Here is a 14,366-nt window from a genome sequence, read left to right on the forward strand (position 1 = left end):
CCAATCTTGCCCCAACCTTGCACGAAGCTTGCAATGCGAATCCTGCTGATCGAAGACGACGCCGCCCTGGCCGATGGACTGATCCGTGCCCTGCAGGGCACGGGTCATCTGTGCGACCACCTCTCGCGCGGACTGCATGCACCCGCTGCACTGGCCAGCGCGCCATATGACGTGATGGTGCTCGACCTTTCATTGCCCGACGTCGATGGCCTCGACCTGCTCTCGCGCCTGCGCAACGACGGTGTGACCCTGCCGGTGCTGATCCTTACTGCGCGCGACGGTATAGAAGACCGTATCCTCGGCCTCGACCGGGGTGGCGACGACTATCTCGCCAAGCCGTTCGCGCTGGGAGAGCTGGAAGCACGCCTGCGTGCGCTGTCACGCCGCCGCAGCGACGCGCCTGCGCAGAAGCGGTTGGGTCGCCTGTGCTTCGACAGCATCCGCAATGAAGTGCAGGTGGACGGCCAGCGCATCGAACTGACCGCGCGTGAGCTGTCGCTGGTCGAGGCCCTGATGCAGCATCCCGGCCGCACCGTCACCAAGCAGCGCCTGTTCGACGCGCTGTACAGCTGGGACCACGAGGCCAGCCTGTCGGTGATCGAAGTGCATGTCAGCCGCCTGCGCCGCAAGCTGGAACAGGCGCGTGTCGGCGTCGGCATCCGCATGCTGCGTGGGCTTGGATACCGCTTGGAGGCCGTGGGTGACTGAGCGCGTGCACAGCCTGCGTGGCCTGCTGCTGCGCCGCCTGTGGCTGCCGCTGCTGGTGCTGCTGCTGTGCAGCGCGGTAGGTTCCTTCGCGCTGGCCCGTTTCTACGCCGGCCAGGTCTATGACCGCTGGCTGCTGGACTCGGCGATGTCGCTGTCCGAGCTGGTGACGGTGCAGGAGGGTCATGCCTCGATCGAGATCACGCCCGCGGTGTCACGTATGTTCAGCTGGGACACCGCCGACGAAGTGCATGGCGAAGTGGTCGATGCTGCGGGTGCACGCTTGTATGGCGACCTGGCCGAAGCCCTGCCCCGCCCGGCCACCGCCGCTTCAAGCGACGACGCGGTTTATTACGATGCGCGCCTACGTGGGCAGCCAGTGCGCATGGTCGAAGTCGTGGTCAGCGCCGGGCCGGGCCATGACATCCGGCTGCGCGTGGCCGAGACGCTGCGCAAGCGCCACCGGCTGGAGCGCAAGCTGCTGCTGACCAGCATCCCGTTCCAGGCCGCGATCCTGGCACTGGCGGCGTGGCTGGCGTGGTCGGGGACCGGCGCTGCCGCACGCCATGCGAACCAGGTGGCGCGGCGCTTGGCCAGCCCCCGCCCGGACCCACTGGCGCCCTTGGAACCCGCACAGGAAGCGCCACGCGAACTGTGGCCGGCGGTGGAAGCCTATAACGCGCTGCTGCACCGGTTGGATGCGATGCAGGCGGCGCAACGGCGCTTCGTCAGCAACGCCGCGCACCAGCTGCGCACGCCGCTTGCTGCGATGCAGGTGGAGCTGGAGAGTTCCCTGCGCCAGCATGATCCACAGGCGCAGCAACTGGCGCTGTCCGGCACGCTGGCCGGCCTGGCGCGGCTGCAGCACCTGGTCAATCAGCTGCTGATGCTCAGCCGCTCGGAAGATCCACAGGGCAGCGCGCTGCCGCTGCGGCCGCTGGACCTGGCCGCGCTGGCGCGTGGCGTGGTCGAGCGTTACGCCGATCGTGCGTTGGCTGCAGGCGTGGACCTGGGTTACGACGGACCCGACGACAGCGTGCAGGTACAGGGCAATCCACAGCTGCTGCGCGAGGCGCTGGGCAACCTGCTGGACAACGCGCTGCGCTATGGCGCCGCGCCCGGAGTGATCACCCTCGGCCTTCGGCAGGAGACCGACGGCGTGCAGGTGTGGGTGGACGATGACGGCACCGGCATCGCCGAAGCCGAGCGCGCGCGCGTCACGGAACGCTTCTACCGGGCCAGCAGCGAGGGCGACGGCTGCGGGCTGGGGCTGGCGATCGTGGCCGAGATCGCGCAGCGGCATGGCGCGATGTTGAAGATCGAAACGGCGCCGCTCGGTGGCGCGCGCGTGGGGCTGCGGTTTCGCTGAGCGTTGTTGAATTGCCCTTGTAGAGCCGAGCCCATGCTCGGCTGCTCCTGGCACGATGCCTGAGCCGAGCATGGGCTCGGCTCTACAGGTTCCCGGTCACCCGTGAAGCGTGCCAACCAAGGTTGGCACCTACCGAGTGCGCGTCATCGGCTCATCGAATACGGCGCCTGCGCGCCCTGCCCCGGCCAGTCCTTGTTCGGCTCGGCCTGCATGCTGAAGCGCAGTTCGCCACCGGCCAGGATCTCGTCGTGGCGCAGGAAGGTACGCTGCAGCGGCTTGCCGTTCAACGTCACGCTGCCCACGTACGTGTGCGCTTCATCCAGCCCCTCGGCCACGATGGTGAACGTCTTGCCGTTGGGCAGGCGCATCGCGGTCTTCGGCAGGAACGGACGGCCAAGAATGTACTCGCCCGAACCCGGTGCAACCGGGTAGAAGCCCAGCGCGGTGAACACATACCACGCCGACATCTGGCCGACGTCATCATTGCCGGCCAGGCCATCGGTGCGGTCCGCATACTGGGTATCCATGATCTGCTTCAGGCGCGCCTGCGTGCGCCACGGCTGGCCGGCATACGAATACAGGTAGGCCACGTGGTGGCTGGGCTCGTTGCCATGTGCGTACCAGCCGATCAGGCCGGTGATGTCTTCCATGTGCTCGAAGATCGATGGATCCACCTTGGCGTTGAACACCTCGTCCAGGCGCGCGAGCAGCTTGTCGCTGCCACCGTGCGCGGCCGCCAACCCGGCGACGTCCTGCGGCACGTACCACGAATACTGCCAGGCATTGCCTTCGGTGTAGTCGGTGCCGTAGCCGCTGGCGCTGGGGTCGAAGGGCGTGCGGAAACTGCCATCGCGCTTGCGTGCGCGCATGAAGCCGGTGTCCTTGTCGAAGGCATTGCGCCAGTTGCCTGCGCGCTTGTCGAAGGTCGCCGCGATGTCGGCCTTGCCCATGGCCTGCGCCATGCGCGCGATGGTCCAGTCGTCGAAGGCGTATTCCAGCGTCTTGCTGGCTGCTTCGCCCTCCTCGTCGATCGGCACGTAGCCCAGCTCGCGGTACTGCGCGATGCCGTCATAGGGACCGTAATTGGCGGTCTCGACCATTGCCTTCAGCGCCTTGTCGGCGTCGAAGCCACGAATGCCCTTCACGTAGGCATCGGCGATCACCGGCACGGCGTGGTAGCCGATCATGCACCAGTCTTCCAGGCCATGGAACGACCATACCGGCAGCATGCCGTACGGGCTGTGCTCATGGTGGGCAAGCATGGAATTGACGAAGTCGCTGTTGCGCTTCTCCGGCTGCACCAGCGTCAGCAGCGGGTGCAGCGCACGGTAGGTGTCCCACAGCGAGAACGTGGAATAGTGCGTGAAGCCGTCGGCCTTGTGCACTGCGTTGTCCGAACCGCGGTACTGGCCATCGGCATCCATGAACAGCGTCGGCCCCAGCATCGTGTGGTACAGCGCGGTATAGGCACTGCGACGGGCATGCTCCGGCGCGTCGATGTCCAGCACGGACAGTGCCTGCGTCCACTCCTGCTTCGCCTGTGCACGCACGCGATCGAAATCGAAGTCGGCCACTTCCGCGTCGAGGTTGGCGATGGCGCCGGCTTCGCTGACCGGCGAGATCGCCACCTTCACCACCAGCGGTGCATCCAGCTTGCCGAATGCGAACGTGCCGACCAGCTGTCGGCCTTCGATCTGGGCGCGCTGCGCGGGATCCTTCTCACCCGGCGGCGGGAAGCCCTTGTAGACGATGTCCTGCTCGGTGTTGTGCAGCTCGTGCCCGGCCAGCGGGCGCGAGAAACGCATCGCGAAATACAGCTGGCGGCCCGGCGCCCAGCCGCGCGTCTCGCGGAAGCCGGTCACCGTACCGTCGGCGCGCACCCGTACCCGCGACCACAGCACCTTGCCCGGGTAGTCATACATGCTGGTACGCATGTCCAGCAGCACCTTGGCGTCGGTGCCCTTGGGGAAGGCATAGCGGTGCACGCCCACGCGGGTACTGGTGGTCAGTTCGGCGCGTACCTTGTAGTCATCCAGGGTGACCGCGTAGTAGCCCGGCTCGGCCTTTTCATCGTCATGACGGAAGCGCGATGCATAGCCGCTGCGCGGCTTTTCCGGATCGCCGCGCTCCAGGCCCGGATTGCCGGTGAACGGCATCAGCAGGATGTCGCCCAGATCGGAATGGCCAGTGCCGGAGAAGTGCGTATGCGAGAAGCCGACGATGCTGCTGTCGTCGTAGCGGTAGCCTGCGGCCCAGCCGTAGGCCTTTTCGCGCGGCTGGATGCGCGTGTCCGGGCTGAGCTGGACCATGCCGAACGGCACTGTGGCCCCCGGGTAGGTGTGGCCTTCGCCACCGGTGCCGATGAACGGGTCGACCGAGGCATAGGCGCGTTCGGCGGCGGATTTCGACGGGGCCGCCAAGGCGGTACCGGTGACAAGCATGGCGGTGGCAGCGAAGGCGATCAGGAGGCGACGGTCCAGCGTGGGCATCGGCATTTGGATCGATTCAGGTGGTAGTCGGATCCTAGCACCGGGCCTGTCTTGTCGCATGCTGCAGTGCGGCCGCCGGAACCGGCACGATGATTTGCACGTAATTGCATGGCCGGACGACGAGTCGCCTCATAGCCTTGCGGTCTCCCGCCTCCCGATCGGTGCCGATACGCCAATGGATGTCCACACATGCACCTCTGAAAGACCGCGCCTTCGAAACGGGAGAAAGCGAGACGAACCATCAATTGGTATGCAGCGCCTCGATCTGCCCAGGATGGCACCGCAGCGCAAACGCCGCTGCCGGGATTGGAACCCCGTTTTGAGCTTTGGGATCTGCTTGCCGTAACTACGGCGGGCGGTGCGCGGCGGCCGAATGGCCCTCCGGCTTTTCCCAAAGCTCAGCCGAAGTTCCAACCTCGCATCGCCCGCCACCCTTGCGGTGGCCTTCGCTTCCCAAGGAGTTCCCGCATGACCCAACGTCCGCTCAGCCCGGCCATGGAATCGCTGTTCCAGCGCATCGAACACGCCCTCAACAGTGCCGAAGGCATGGCCATCCTCATCGGCGAGCAGTACGGCCCCGAGCCGAAGCCACCCGCACCGATGGGCTACAACGCCAAAGAAATCGCCAACGCGATGGTCATGCTGAGCCAGCATGGTCGGTCGTTGCTGCAGAAGCTGCGCGCGGAAGCGGAAAGGGTGACCTATCACTAGCCCGCGATGCAGCCGAGCCTGCCCGGCCGTGCGGACCACACGCAATGATTGCTGCTCTCAACCCGGCAATGCGCCCTGCAACGTGGCGAGGTCGGCGCTGTCGACCGGCCTCACCACCCGCGCCACTTCCTGGCCGTCATGCAGCAGCACCACTGTCGGCCACAGTTTTACCTTGAAAGCACGCCCCAGTGGCTTTCCCTTGCCATCTTCGATCTTCCAATGCACCAGATCATGGGCGTCGACAAACGCCTGGAGTGTGGGCTGCGCGGCCTGGCAATGGCCACACCAGGGTGCACCGAACTCGAGCAGCAGCCAGCCCGCCTGAGCTTCCACGTCCGCGCCGGCGGGCTCCGCCGCCGGGTAGTCACGCATGAACGGCATGCTCGTTACCCCGCCAAGGCCTTCTGGATGTCCTCCACCGGTGAATTGGTCAGGTCCTTGGCAATATCGCCCAGCAGGCGCGCCTGGACCTCCTTGTGCAGCAGCGGGCGGATACGGCCCAGCGTGGTCGGGTCTGCCACCAGTACCAGGTGTGCATAGCGATTATTCAAGGCATCTTCGTTGAGCTGCTCAGCCACCTGCTTGGCGAACGTCGCCTCGTTGAGCTGGGAAATGGACATGTCCTTCGGCACCGCACCGGCCGGCCCCTGACCTGAGATACCCTGCTCGCTGATGTCCTGCAGGCGCAGCTCACCTTCCTGCTTCAACGCAAGCTGATGTTCGCTGCCCACGTTGGTGAACACGCGGGCCGAACCACCATCGGCAACGACGATCAGGGTGCCTTCGGGAATGCGACGGGTCATGCGATGCTCCTTCTCGATTGCGTTCGGCACTACCGTAGACAGCACTGCGTGAGGGCTGCGGCCAAGGTTCGTTCAACGCGTGTCATCGCATGCATTGCGGATGAACAGGCGCAATGGAACACAGCGTGCAGATCAGCCCGCTTCTCCGCATGCTCACACCGATGCCGTTATCATGAACCGATGATCGACACGACCCACTACGTGACGGGCGCACCTGTTACGTGGGAAGCACTGCCGACCGGCGCTTCGCTTGCCACGATGGCTCCCGCCCTGCCCTTCCATCGCCTCGCGCTGGATCCCGGCGGATGACGCCCGCAGGCGCTCTGCCTGCATTCCCACGCTGACGTGACCGCTGGCCGCTGATTGCGCGGCTGCAGTGGTGTGTTTCCGCATGTCCACCGTTACTGCGGTGCGATTTCGTGCGCGTGGCGTCGTGCGTGCGCACATTCCCCCAGCCCCGATGCCCCCTGCGCCCCCTGCGCCACCTGCGCCACCTGCGCCTGCATCGCCGTTTCCGTTTCTCGGGACACACCACACCGTCTGTTCCGCACCGTATTTACCCAACAAGGAGTCCCCATGCAGGACACCCCCGATGCACACGCCCACTTTGGCTGGTTCAAGCGCCGCCGCCACCTGAAGGTCGATGAGATCACGGTGGTCGACAAGCCCATGCTCAAGCGCGCCGTTGGCGCGGTCGCACTCGGCAATGCCATGGAGTGGTTCGACTTCGGTGTCTACGGCTATCTGGCGGTCACCATCGGCCAGGTGTTCTTCCCGTCCAGCAATCCCACCGCGCAGGTGATCGCCGCGTTCGCCACTTTCACCGTGGCGTTCCTGGTACGGCCGCTGGGCGGCCTGGTGTTCGGACCGCTGGGTGATCGCTACGGCCGCCAGAAAGTGCTGGCGTTCACCATGGTCCTGATGGCGCTGGGTACCTTTTCGATCGGCCTGATCCCCGCCTACGAGCGCATCGGTATCTGGGCACCGGTGCTGTTGCTGCTCGCACGCGTGGTGCAGGGCTTTTCCACCGGCGGTGAATATGGCGGCGCGGCGACCTTCATCGCCGAGTATTCCACCGATCGCAACCGCGGCCTGATGGGCAGCTGGCTGGAGTTCGGCACGCTGGGCGGCTACATCGCCGGCGCCGGTACCGTGACCGCGCTGCACATGCTGTTGAGCAGCGAGCAGATGCTGGACTGGGGCTGGCGCATTCCGTTCCTGGTGGCCGGCCCGCTGGGCCTGCTCGGCCTGTACATGCGCATGAAGCTGGAGGAAACCCCGGCGTTCCGCGCCTTCGCCGAGGAAGCCGAGAAGCGCGAACACGACCGGCCGGGGCTGCGCGCGCTGTTCCAGGTGCATGGCCGCCAGCTGCTGGTGTGCATGGGCCTGGTGCTGGTGTTCAACGTCACCGATTACATGCTGTTGACCTACATGCCCAGCTACCTCAGCGTCACCATGGGCTACGCCGAGAGCAAGGGCCTGCTGCTGATCATCATCGTGATGCTGGTGATGATGCCGCTGAACATCGTCGGCGGCGTCTTCAGTGACAGGCTGGGCCGCCGCCCGATGATCATCGGTGCCTGCATCGCGCTGCTGGTGCTGGCCATTCCGTGCCTGCTGCTGGTCGGCAGCGGCCATGACGGGCTGATCTTCCTCGGCCTGATGCTGCTGGGCCTGGCGCTGGTGTGCTTCACCAGTTCGATGCCGTCCACGCTGCCGGCGCTGTTCTACACCCCGGTGCGCTACAGCGCGCTGTCGATCGCCTTCAATGTGTCGGTGTCGCTGTTCGGTGGCACCACGCCGCTGGTGACCGCGTGGCTGGTGGAACGCACCGGCGACCCGCTGGTGCCGGCCTATTACCTGATGGGCGCGGCGGTGATCGGCCTGGTGACCATGCTGTTCGTGAAGGAAACCGCTGGCCTGCCGCTGCGCGGCTCACCGCCGGCGGTCGGCTGCAGGAAGGAAGCCGCTGCGCTGCTGAAGAGCGATGTGCCGGTGACGGTGGACCCGACCCTGCCGCCGCTGCCGGATGTTGCCGAGCCCGAGCAGGTGAAGCCTGCCTGAGATCGGGTGCAAAACGCGATCCACGCATGGCGTGGATCTGCGGCGCCACTGGCGCTACGTCTTGATGCGCGCCAGCTTTCCCGGCGTCCAACGCAGCGTCCAGGTGTAGTTCCCGTCCGGCGGACAGACGTGGCGATCTGGGCTCTTCCATTCGCAGACCGTCGCCCCGGCACTGACGGTGAAATCGACAATGATGCGATCACCCTGGATGCGGATGGCATGGATGGCGCCTGGAATCTGTTCGACCGCGTCGTCGCCATAGCCATACCTGCGGATGGCGGCATAGTCCTCTGCCTCCACCGGCGACAGGCTCTTCGGGTTCTCCTGGCCCCGCGGATCGTTCTCGGCCAACGCGGTCATCACCGCAACAACGTTGCGCTGGGCGAAGCTGCCGCCGGTGTAGGTGGACGTGTAGAAATACACGACCTCGGCACGGCCGTCGCCATCGAGATCGGCAACAGCGGTCCACACCGGACGGAACTCGGATTCAATGTCGTCGCCGGGAATCAGCCGCAGATTGGCTTCGGCGGCCCGATACGCTTGTACCAGGCTGGGCGGCGCCACCACCCGCTTGGACGCGGCCGGCGCAGCCACCGCCGTCAAGCTGGACAGCGCCAGCGCAGCAAGCGCCAGGCAGATCGAAGTGGAGCGGAACATCGCAGGTCCGTGCATGTCATCCTCCTTGGGTGTGCGGCCAGTCTAACCACAGCCAAGGCATCCACGCATGGCGTGGATCTAGCGCAGGCTGTTCAATTCCATCGCACGCATCACGATGGGCTTGGCCCAGCCGGGCGTGTGCAGCAGGTCGGCTACCGCAATGGGGTATTGCAGTTCGCCTGCAGCCATGGCCAGTACCGGCAGCGGCACCACGCAGCCCTGTGCGTCGGCCGGTGCGCTGTTGTCGTAGACGTGCAGCTCGGCCAGGTGTGGCAGCAGCTCCAGCAGGTTCGCGCGCGCGGAATCGAAGCGCGCGCGGATCCTCTCCACCGGAATATCGTGGCCGCCAGCGGCCACCCGCGCCGCAACACGGGCGATGTGCAGCTCGACATCGGCCAGCCCACAGAACCAGATCGCCACCTGATGCCGTTCGCAGGCCTCGAGCAGTAGGCGCGGAATGGTGTTGCCGCCGAGCGTCGTCTCGAAGGCGAAGTCGGTGCCCTCGGCCATGGCCTGGCGCAGGCGGCGGGTGCCTTCCTGCCAGGCCTCGGCGTTGGCCTCCGGCAGCGGCCAGCCGGCGTCGACCAGGCGACGGGTGAACGAGTCCGGGTTGAACCAGCTCAGCCCTTCGGCGTCCAGCCAGGTGCCCAGCAGCGAACTCTTGCCGGCGCCATTGACGCCGGCCAGCGCCAGGATGCGTCCCATCGATCAGAGCGGGCGGCCGAGGGTGACCTTGCGGCCGCGCCGGATCGGCTGGCCCAGCACCTTGCCCAGCCCCTCCCCGCGCTGCAGCCCGGCCAGCTTCTGGTCGAATTCGCTGCGCAGGCGCAGCAGCTCTTCGTTGCGCTCACCGGCATCGCCACCCGCGGCCTTGGCCAGCAGCTCCTGGTAGGTACGGATGTCCACGATCACCGCTTCCGGGTGATTGTGGTTGGTGATGACCAGCGCCTGCTTTTCGCGCACGGTGCGCATCAGGCTCGGCCAGCCCCGGGTCTTCACCGACGAGGCCGGGGCTTTTTCAAGGCCAGGCAGATCCAGCGGCAGGGTCATGGCACGGCTCCAGACAGGGTGGATGACAGCCACTATACCCAATTTGGCCAAATTGGGGATAAATCCCTTTTCACCCCGGCGCCCCAGCGTCCGGGGCGTCGGTCTGCAGCAGGCTGTCACGCTCGCGCAGCGGGAAGCGGATCCAGGCATCCAGGCCTTGCGGGGTAAAGCGCAGCTCGCCGCTGCCGGCCAGTTCATAGGGCACCCGCTGCTCGATCAGGACCCGGCCCAGGCCACGCTGGCGTGGCATCTCCCACCCCTCCACCTCGGCATGGCGCTCGCACCAGTGCAGGCCCAGCCACGGCTGCCCATCCTGCACCTGCAGGTGCCAGCAGACATCGATCCGGCCGTCCTCGTGGGCCAGCGCGCCATACCGCAACGCATTGGTGGCCAGCTCATGGATGGCCAGCGACAGTACTTCGGCCGCCTTCGGTGGCAACAGCACATCCTCACCCTGCAGGTGATAGGCGGCGGCGGCCGGTGTCTGCGCCGCGATCTCCTGCTCGAGCATGCCGCGCAGGCAGACCCCTACATTGGCGCCACGGGTCAACAGGCTCTGCGTGCGCGCCAGTGACATCAGCCGCGCGCACAGGCGCTCGGCATACTCGTCCACGCTGCCGACCGATGCGCGGGTCCGCCAGGCAAGGGCATGGATGGTCGACATGATGTTGCGCACGCGATGCTGCAGTTCGGCCAGCAGCACCGATTGGCGCTCGGTGGCACGCTTGAGGTCGTCGATGTCCACGGCGATCGCGAACACGCCACTCACCCCGCCATCGGCATCACGCAGCGGTGCGGCGGCGACACGCGTCCAGCGCGCGCGCCCATCGTCATGGATGAACTGGAACTCCAGGCCTGGGACCATCGTCTCCCCCCGCAGGGCGCGGGCGATGGCGAAATCGTGGGGTTCGATGCGCGAGCCATCGGGATGCGTACCCTGCCACCGGTAGTGGTTGGGGCGATCCGTGGAGGGCACCTTGCCGGTGGGAAGATAGGTCCGCATCTGGTCGTTGGACAGTTGCAGGTTGCCGTCGGCATCGACAATGCAGACACCCACCGGCAGCACCTTGAAGGCCAGCGCCAACCGGCGGTCGCTCTCACGGCGCTTCTGTTCCTCGCGTTCGCGGGCCGCCTGCGCAACGTGCGCGGCTGTCGTTTCGAACATGGTCACCAGCACGCCGTTGATGCACCCGTCCTCTCCGCGTATGGGGCTGTAGGTGATGGTGAACCAGACATCCTCCAAGCGCCCCCGCCGCGCCAGCGGATAGAGCTTGTCCTCATAGGTGATGGTCTCGCCCTGCCACACACGCTGGTAGATCGGGCCGTTGATGTGCCAGACCTCGGGCCAGCATTCGCGCGTCGGCTGGCCCAGTCCGCCAGGATGCTTGTCAGCCAGGATCTCGGCATAGCCATCGTTGTAGAGCTGCACCAGCTGCTCGCCCCACAGCACGATCATCGGAAAGCCGTGCGCAAGCATCAGGTCGACGGTGGCGCGCAGGTGCGGCGGCCATTGCTCGATCGCACCCAGTGGCGTGCCTGACCAGTCGTGCCGGGCAATACGGGCGGCCATGCCGTCATGGCGCGCATGCGCCTGCAGCGACGGCGGCATGCCCGCCGGGCGCTCAACGGCCCGGAGGCCTTCGGTGCGGCGCGACATGCCGCGCAATCAGGCGATGCCCGCAGGGGCCTGCGGCGTCGCCACCAGTCCCGCCAGCTGCTGGACCAGGGCCTCGATGTGATAGGGCTTGGTGCAGCGGGGCGCATCCGCGAAGCGGCTGGGCAGGTTGTCATCGTAGCCAGAGGTCAGCATGAACGGCGTACCCGCTTCGGCCAACCGGTCGGCCAGCGGGTACACCTGTTCACCGCCCAGGTTGATGTCCAGCAGGGCCACATCGATGGGATTGTCATCCAGCAGCCGGCCGAGTGCCTGCAGGTCCCCGGCCGGCCCCACCACCTGCGCGCCCTTCAGCTCCAGGTAGTCCACCAGGAACATCGCGATGGCGAATTCATCTTCCGCCACCAGTACTCTCAACCCTTTCAGGCCTTCTGGTTTGTTGCCCGCTTCCAGCACGACCGGCGCTCCTCGATACACGCGGCCCACCTCCGCCGCAACGGTCGTAGGATGCGCGAACCGGGCTACAAGGGCGCGTGATGATCGATGAAGATCGCAGCCGCGGCGCATTCACTCCGGCCTTGCAGCGGTGCGTTCAGAACGCACGCTCCCATTTCAGGCTGAGCAGGCCGCGGTCATGGCTGTACAGCCAACCGACGTTGCTGTCGATACGGGCGTAGCGCAGGCTCAGGCTGGGCACCAGCCCGCCCACCGCCAGCCGCTCGCTGCGCACGATGGCGATCAGGTTCTGTTCGTCGTCCTGCCTGCGCGCCTCCAGCAACGGACTCCAGGCATCGTAGTGACGGTGACGCAACGACACGAACACCGTGGCCGTGGTGCCACTCCACTGGCGCGCCGCGCCCAGCCGCAGGCCGCGCTGGCGGTAGCCGTTGGCCGGGTCGGCAGCGCTGCTGTCGCTCAGGTCCATGCCCGCGAACAGGGTCCAGCGCGGATTGAGCGCGCGGAACCAGGTGGCATACAGCGCTGCCAGATCGCCATCGTAGTTGTCAGCCAGGCCCGGCTGCCGATAGCGCTGGCGCTTCCAGTCGGCCTCCAGCTTGAGCAGGCTGCGCCCGTCCAGGGCGTACTGCCACTCGCCGTGTACGCCGCTGCCGCCCTGCAGAGCGTGGTTGCCCAGCGCCTGGAAGTCATAGCTCGGCGCCAGCTGCAGGGTGTGCCGTGCACTGCGCCAGCTGTAACCGGCCTGCACGCTGGCGTTGAGCTCGTTGTATGCACTGTACCCGCGCCATGCCTGACCGAAAGCGAGACCGCGCACGTAAAGTCCATGATGGCCGGCCAACGCCCAGCGCCGTTCCAGGTTGGCGTCGTAGTCCAGGCCGGTGGCGCGCTGCGCTTCGGGCAGCGTGCGTTCGATGAGGCAGGTGTCGCCGACGACGAACAGGCAGGTGCGGCTGGCCGAACTGCGGTTGATGTTGTCGCTCCATGCAGGCCCGGCGGCGACCGCCGCCTTCCAGCGCCTGCGTGCCTGCAACGCGTCCAGATAGCTGTCCACACGAGCGCGGACACCTGCGGTGGCCGGATCGTTGCTGTCGATACCGGCCTTGATTGCACCGAACAATGCCACCGCCTCGCGGTCGCGCTGGTCTTCGGCATAGACGCGTGCCAGTTCAAGGCGGGCGGGCAGGAAGTCCGGCTGCGCTGCCAGCAGCGCTTCGTACTCCTGTGCAGCGCGCGGATGGTCACCGGCCACGCGGGCCAACGCACCCTGCGCGTAGTGGCGCAGCAGCGGATCGTGCCCCGGAAGCTCGATGTATTCGGCCAGGAACGCCGCGGCGGCCGGCCACTGCTGGTGCTGCAACGACAGGTAGAGGGCCTGGCCGAGATCATCAACGGTGCGCTCCACCCGCACGGTCTTGCCATCGATGGTGAGCGTCGGCCGCTGTGATTCGGCTTGCTGCAGGCGCTGCTGGTCCTGCTGCTGGTGGCGCAGTTCGCTGCCCTGTTCGAGCACGCGGCGCAGATCGTCCTGCTGGGCGCACACGTCGGCGGCAACCAGCAGCAGGAACACAAGGAAGATGGGGTGGCGCATGGGCGATCCGTGGCGGTGCATGCAGCGGGCCGAAGCAGGGACTGGCGGATCGCGGCTTGTCCCTGCCCTGCCCCGTCAGGGGCGTGGCAATCAGTTCTTGCTGCCGCCGAAGGCGGTGTCGTACTGGCTGTTGCCGGCGAACGTAGCGATACCGGCCAGGGTGGCGGCGTTGGCGCCGAAGAACTGGCCCTGGCTGTTGCCGGTGACCGAACCGTTGGCCACAGCGGTGCCGGCGAAGGACGCATCAGCGCTGTTGATGTTGGCGTTGATCGCCAGCGTCTGGCCACCACCGGCCAGGCCGCCGGTCAGCTTGCCGGTACCGAAGTTCGCGGCGAAAGTGCCGCTGAGCAGGTTGCTGCCGTTGAATTTGTTCAGGCCGGCCACCGCGTACGTGGCGGTGCCGCTGGGCAACGTGGTGCCCGCACGGTCGCCAGCGAAGTACACCTGGCGGTTGTTGAAGCCACCCGCGGCGCCATCCTTGGACCATTCACCGAACCACACATCGCCACTGCCCACCTTGACGAAGTTGAAGTGGCCCATGCCGGCATGGTTGCCCGGGGTGCCGGTGATCGGCATGGCCAGCGTGCGCACGGTCACGTTGCCCACGGTGGTGGGGGCCGAGTATGCGGCCAGACCCTGGAAATCGACCGGCTTGGCGTTGGAGACGGTGCCGACACCGATGCCGGCCTTGCCGGCACTGTGCGGGCCGCCGTTGACTTCGGAAGCACCGACCTTGACGTACAGCTGCGAATCGGTGGCCGGGCTGGCCGCACCGACGATGTCGGCAGCCTGGGCAGCACCGGCCAGGGCAAAGGTGGCGGTCACGGCCAGTACGGAACGGGAGATCATCTTCATG

At 66.6% G+C, this 14,366-nt stretch carries 14 protein-coding genes; 4 read left to right on the plus strand and 10 right to left on the minus strand.

The features are described 5' to 3' along the window. Nucleotides 1-33 precede the first annotated feature (33 nt). Both AC5P5V_RS09070 and AC5P5V_RS09075 read left to right on the plus strand, forming a co-directional pair. Nucleotides 34-708 carry a response regulator gene (locus AC5P5V_RS09070; RefSeq protein ID WP_134968711.1) on the plus strand — a complete coding sequence of 225 codons (675 nt, stop codon included), beginning with the start codon at nt 34-36 and terminating at the stop codon, nt 706-708. Then, a complete protein-coding gene (locus tag AC5P5V_RS09075) occupies nt 701-2,074 on the plus strand; it encodes a sensor histidine kinase (RefSeq protein ID WP_231352135.1) in 1,374 nt (457 codons plus the stop codon). The genes AC5P5V_RS09070 and AC5P5V_RS09075 overlap by 8 nt, the downstream gene beginning before the upstream one ends. Nucleotides 2,075-2,217: 143 nt before the next feature. On the opposite strand, the gene AC5P5V_RS09080 is transcribed toward AC5P5V_RS09075, so the two are convergent. Continuing rightward, nucleotides 2,218-4,569 carry a GH92 family glycosyl hydrolase gene (locus AC5P5V_RS09080; RefSeq protein ID WP_134968712.1) on the minus strand — a complete coding sequence of 784 codons (2,352 nt, stop codon included), beginning with the start codon at nt 4,567-4,569 and terminating at the stop codon, nt 2,218-2,220. 462 nt (nt 4,570-5,031) lie between these two features. On the opposite strand from AC5P5V_RS09080, the gene AC5P5V_RS09085 reads away from it, so the two are divergent. Further along, nucleotides 5,032-5,274, plus strand: a complete 243-nt coding sequence (locus AC5P5V_RS09085) for a hypothetical protein (RefSeq protein ID WP_134968713.1) — start codon at nt 5,032-5,034, stop codon at nt 5,272-5,274. 57 nt (nt 5,275-5,331) lie between these two features. Here AC5P5V_RS09085 and AC5P5V_RS09090 read toward each other — a convergent pair whose 3' ends face one another. Continuing rightward, nucleotides 5,332-5,655 (minus strand): thioredoxin family protein, encoded by a 324-nt coding sequence (locus AC5P5V_RS09090; protein WP_134968714.1) that lies wholly within the window; start codon nt 5,653-5,655, stop codon nt 5,332-5,334. Between the two features lie 5 nt (nt 5,656-5,660). Next, a complete protein-coding gene (locus AC5P5V_RS09095; protein ID WP_134968715.1) occupies nt 5,661-6,077 on the minus strand; it encodes a host attachment family protein in 417 nt (138 codons plus the stop codon). Nucleotides 6,078-6,653: 576 nt separating this feature from the next. Between AC5P5V_RS09095 and proP the strand changes: the two genes are divergently transcribed. Next, entirely contained in the window at nt 6,654-8,141 is a 1,488-nt protein-coding gene (gene proP, locus AC5P5V_RS09100; RefSeq protein ID WP_495215866.1) for a glycine betaine/L-proline transporter ProP, read from the plus strand. Between the two features lie 54 nt (nt 8,142-8,195). On the opposite strand, the gene AC5P5V_RS09105 is transcribed toward proP, so the two are convergent. The 7 genes from AC5P5V_RS09105 to AC5P5V_RS09135 form a co-directional block, all read right to left on the minus strand. Continuing rightward, nucleotides 8,196-8,813, minus strand: a complete 618-nt coding sequence (locus tag AC5P5V_RS09105) for a hypothetical protein (RefSeq protein ID WP_134968717.1) — start codon at nt 8,811-8,813, stop codon at nt 8,196-8,198. Nucleotides 8,814-8,876: 63 nt separating this feature from the next. Beyond that, nucleotides 8,877-9,503, minus strand: coding sequence for an ATPase (locus AC5P5V_RS09110; RefSeq protein ID WP_134968718.1), 627 nt, complete (start codon nt 9,501-9,503; stop codon nt 8,877-8,879). A 3-nt stretch (nt 9,504-9,506) separates the two neighbouring features. Then, nucleotides 9,507-9,848, minus strand: a complete 342-nt coding sequence (locus AC5P5V_RS09115) for a type II toxin-antitoxin system prevent-host-death family antitoxin (protein ID WP_049411569.1) — start codon at nt 9,846-9,848, stop codon at nt 9,507-9,509. Between the two features lie 70 nt (nt 9,849-9,918). Further along, entirely contained in the window at nt 9,919-11,505 is a 1,587-nt protein-coding gene (locus tag AC5P5V_RS09120) for a sensor histidine kinase (RefSeq protein WP_134968719.1), read from the minus strand. Nucleotides 11,506-11,514: 9 nt separating this feature from the next. Next, entirely contained in the window at nt 11,515-11,919 is a 405-nt protein-coding gene (locus AC5P5V_RS09125) for a response regulator (protein ID WP_005416747.1), read from the minus strand. Between the two features lie 136 nt (nt 11,920-12,055). Beyond that, nucleotides 12,056-13,510: a surface lipoprotein assembly modifier gene (locus AC5P5V_RS09130; protein ID WP_154350934.1), complete on the minus strand. Its 1,455-nt coding sequence runs from the start codon at nt 13,508-13,510 to the stop codon at nt 12,056-12,058. Between the two features lie 90 nt (nt 13,511-13,600). Next, nucleotides 13,601-14,365: a Slam-dependent surface lipoprotein gene (locus AC5P5V_RS09135; RefSeq protein ID WP_134968720.1), complete on the minus strand. Its 765-nt coding sequence runs from the start codon at nt 14,363-14,365 to the stop codon at nt 13,601-13,603. Nucleotide 14,366: the final 1 nt, after the last annotated feature.

The organism is Stenotrophomonas sp. YJH_SMC_130, from assembly GCF_059369035.1.

Coding starts and splice junctions, on each gene's coding strand:
- AC5P5V_RS09115 (WP_049411569.1), bottom strand. CDS start 9,848: ATGACCCTGCCGCTGGATCTGCCTGGCCTTGAAAAAGCCCCGGCCTCG.
- proP (WP_495215866.1), top strand. CDS start 6,654: ATGCAGGACACCCCCGATGCACACGCCCACTTTGGCTGGTTCAAGCGC.
- AC5P5V_RS09105 (WP_134968717.1), bottom strand. CDS start 8,813: ATGCACGGACCTGCGATGTTCCGCTCCACTTCGATCTGCCTGGCGCTT.
- AC5P5V_RS09080 (WP_134968712.1), bottom strand. CDS start 4,569: ATGCCGATGCCCACGCTGGACCGTCGCCTCCTGATCGCCTTCGCTGCC.
- AC5P5V_RS09085 (WP_134968713.1), top strand. CDS start 5,032: ATGACCCAACGTCCGCTCAGCCCGGCCATGGAATCGCTGTTCCAGCGC.
- AC5P5V_RS09120 (WP_134968719.1), bottom strand. CDS start 11,505: ATGTCGCGCCGCACCGAAGGCCTCCGGGCCGTTGAGCGCCCGGCGGGC.
- AC5P5V_RS09090 (WP_134968714.1), bottom strand. CDS start 5,655: ATGCCGTTCATGCGTGACTACCCGGCGGCGGAGCCCGCCGGCGCGGAC.
- AC5P5V_RS09110 (WP_134968718.1), bottom strand. CDS start 9,503: ATGGGACGCATCCTGGCGCTGGCCGGCGTCAATGGCGCCGGCAAGAGT.
- AC5P5V_RS09130 (WP_154350934.1), bottom strand. CDS start 13,510: ATGCGCCACCCCATCTTCCTTGTGTTCCTGCTGCTGGTTGCCGCCGAC.
- AC5P5V_RS09070 (WP_134968711.1), top strand. CDS start 34: ATGCGAATCCTGCTGATCGAAGACGACGCCGCCCTGGCCGATGGACTG.
- AC5P5V_RS09135 (WP_134968720.1), bottom strand. CDS start 14,365: ATGAAGATGATCTCCCGTTCCGTACTGGCCGTGACCGCCACCTTTGCC.
- AC5P5V_RS09095 (WP_134968715.1), bottom strand. CDS start 6,077: ATGACCCGTCGCATTCCCGAAGGCACCCTGATCGTCGTTGCCGATGGT.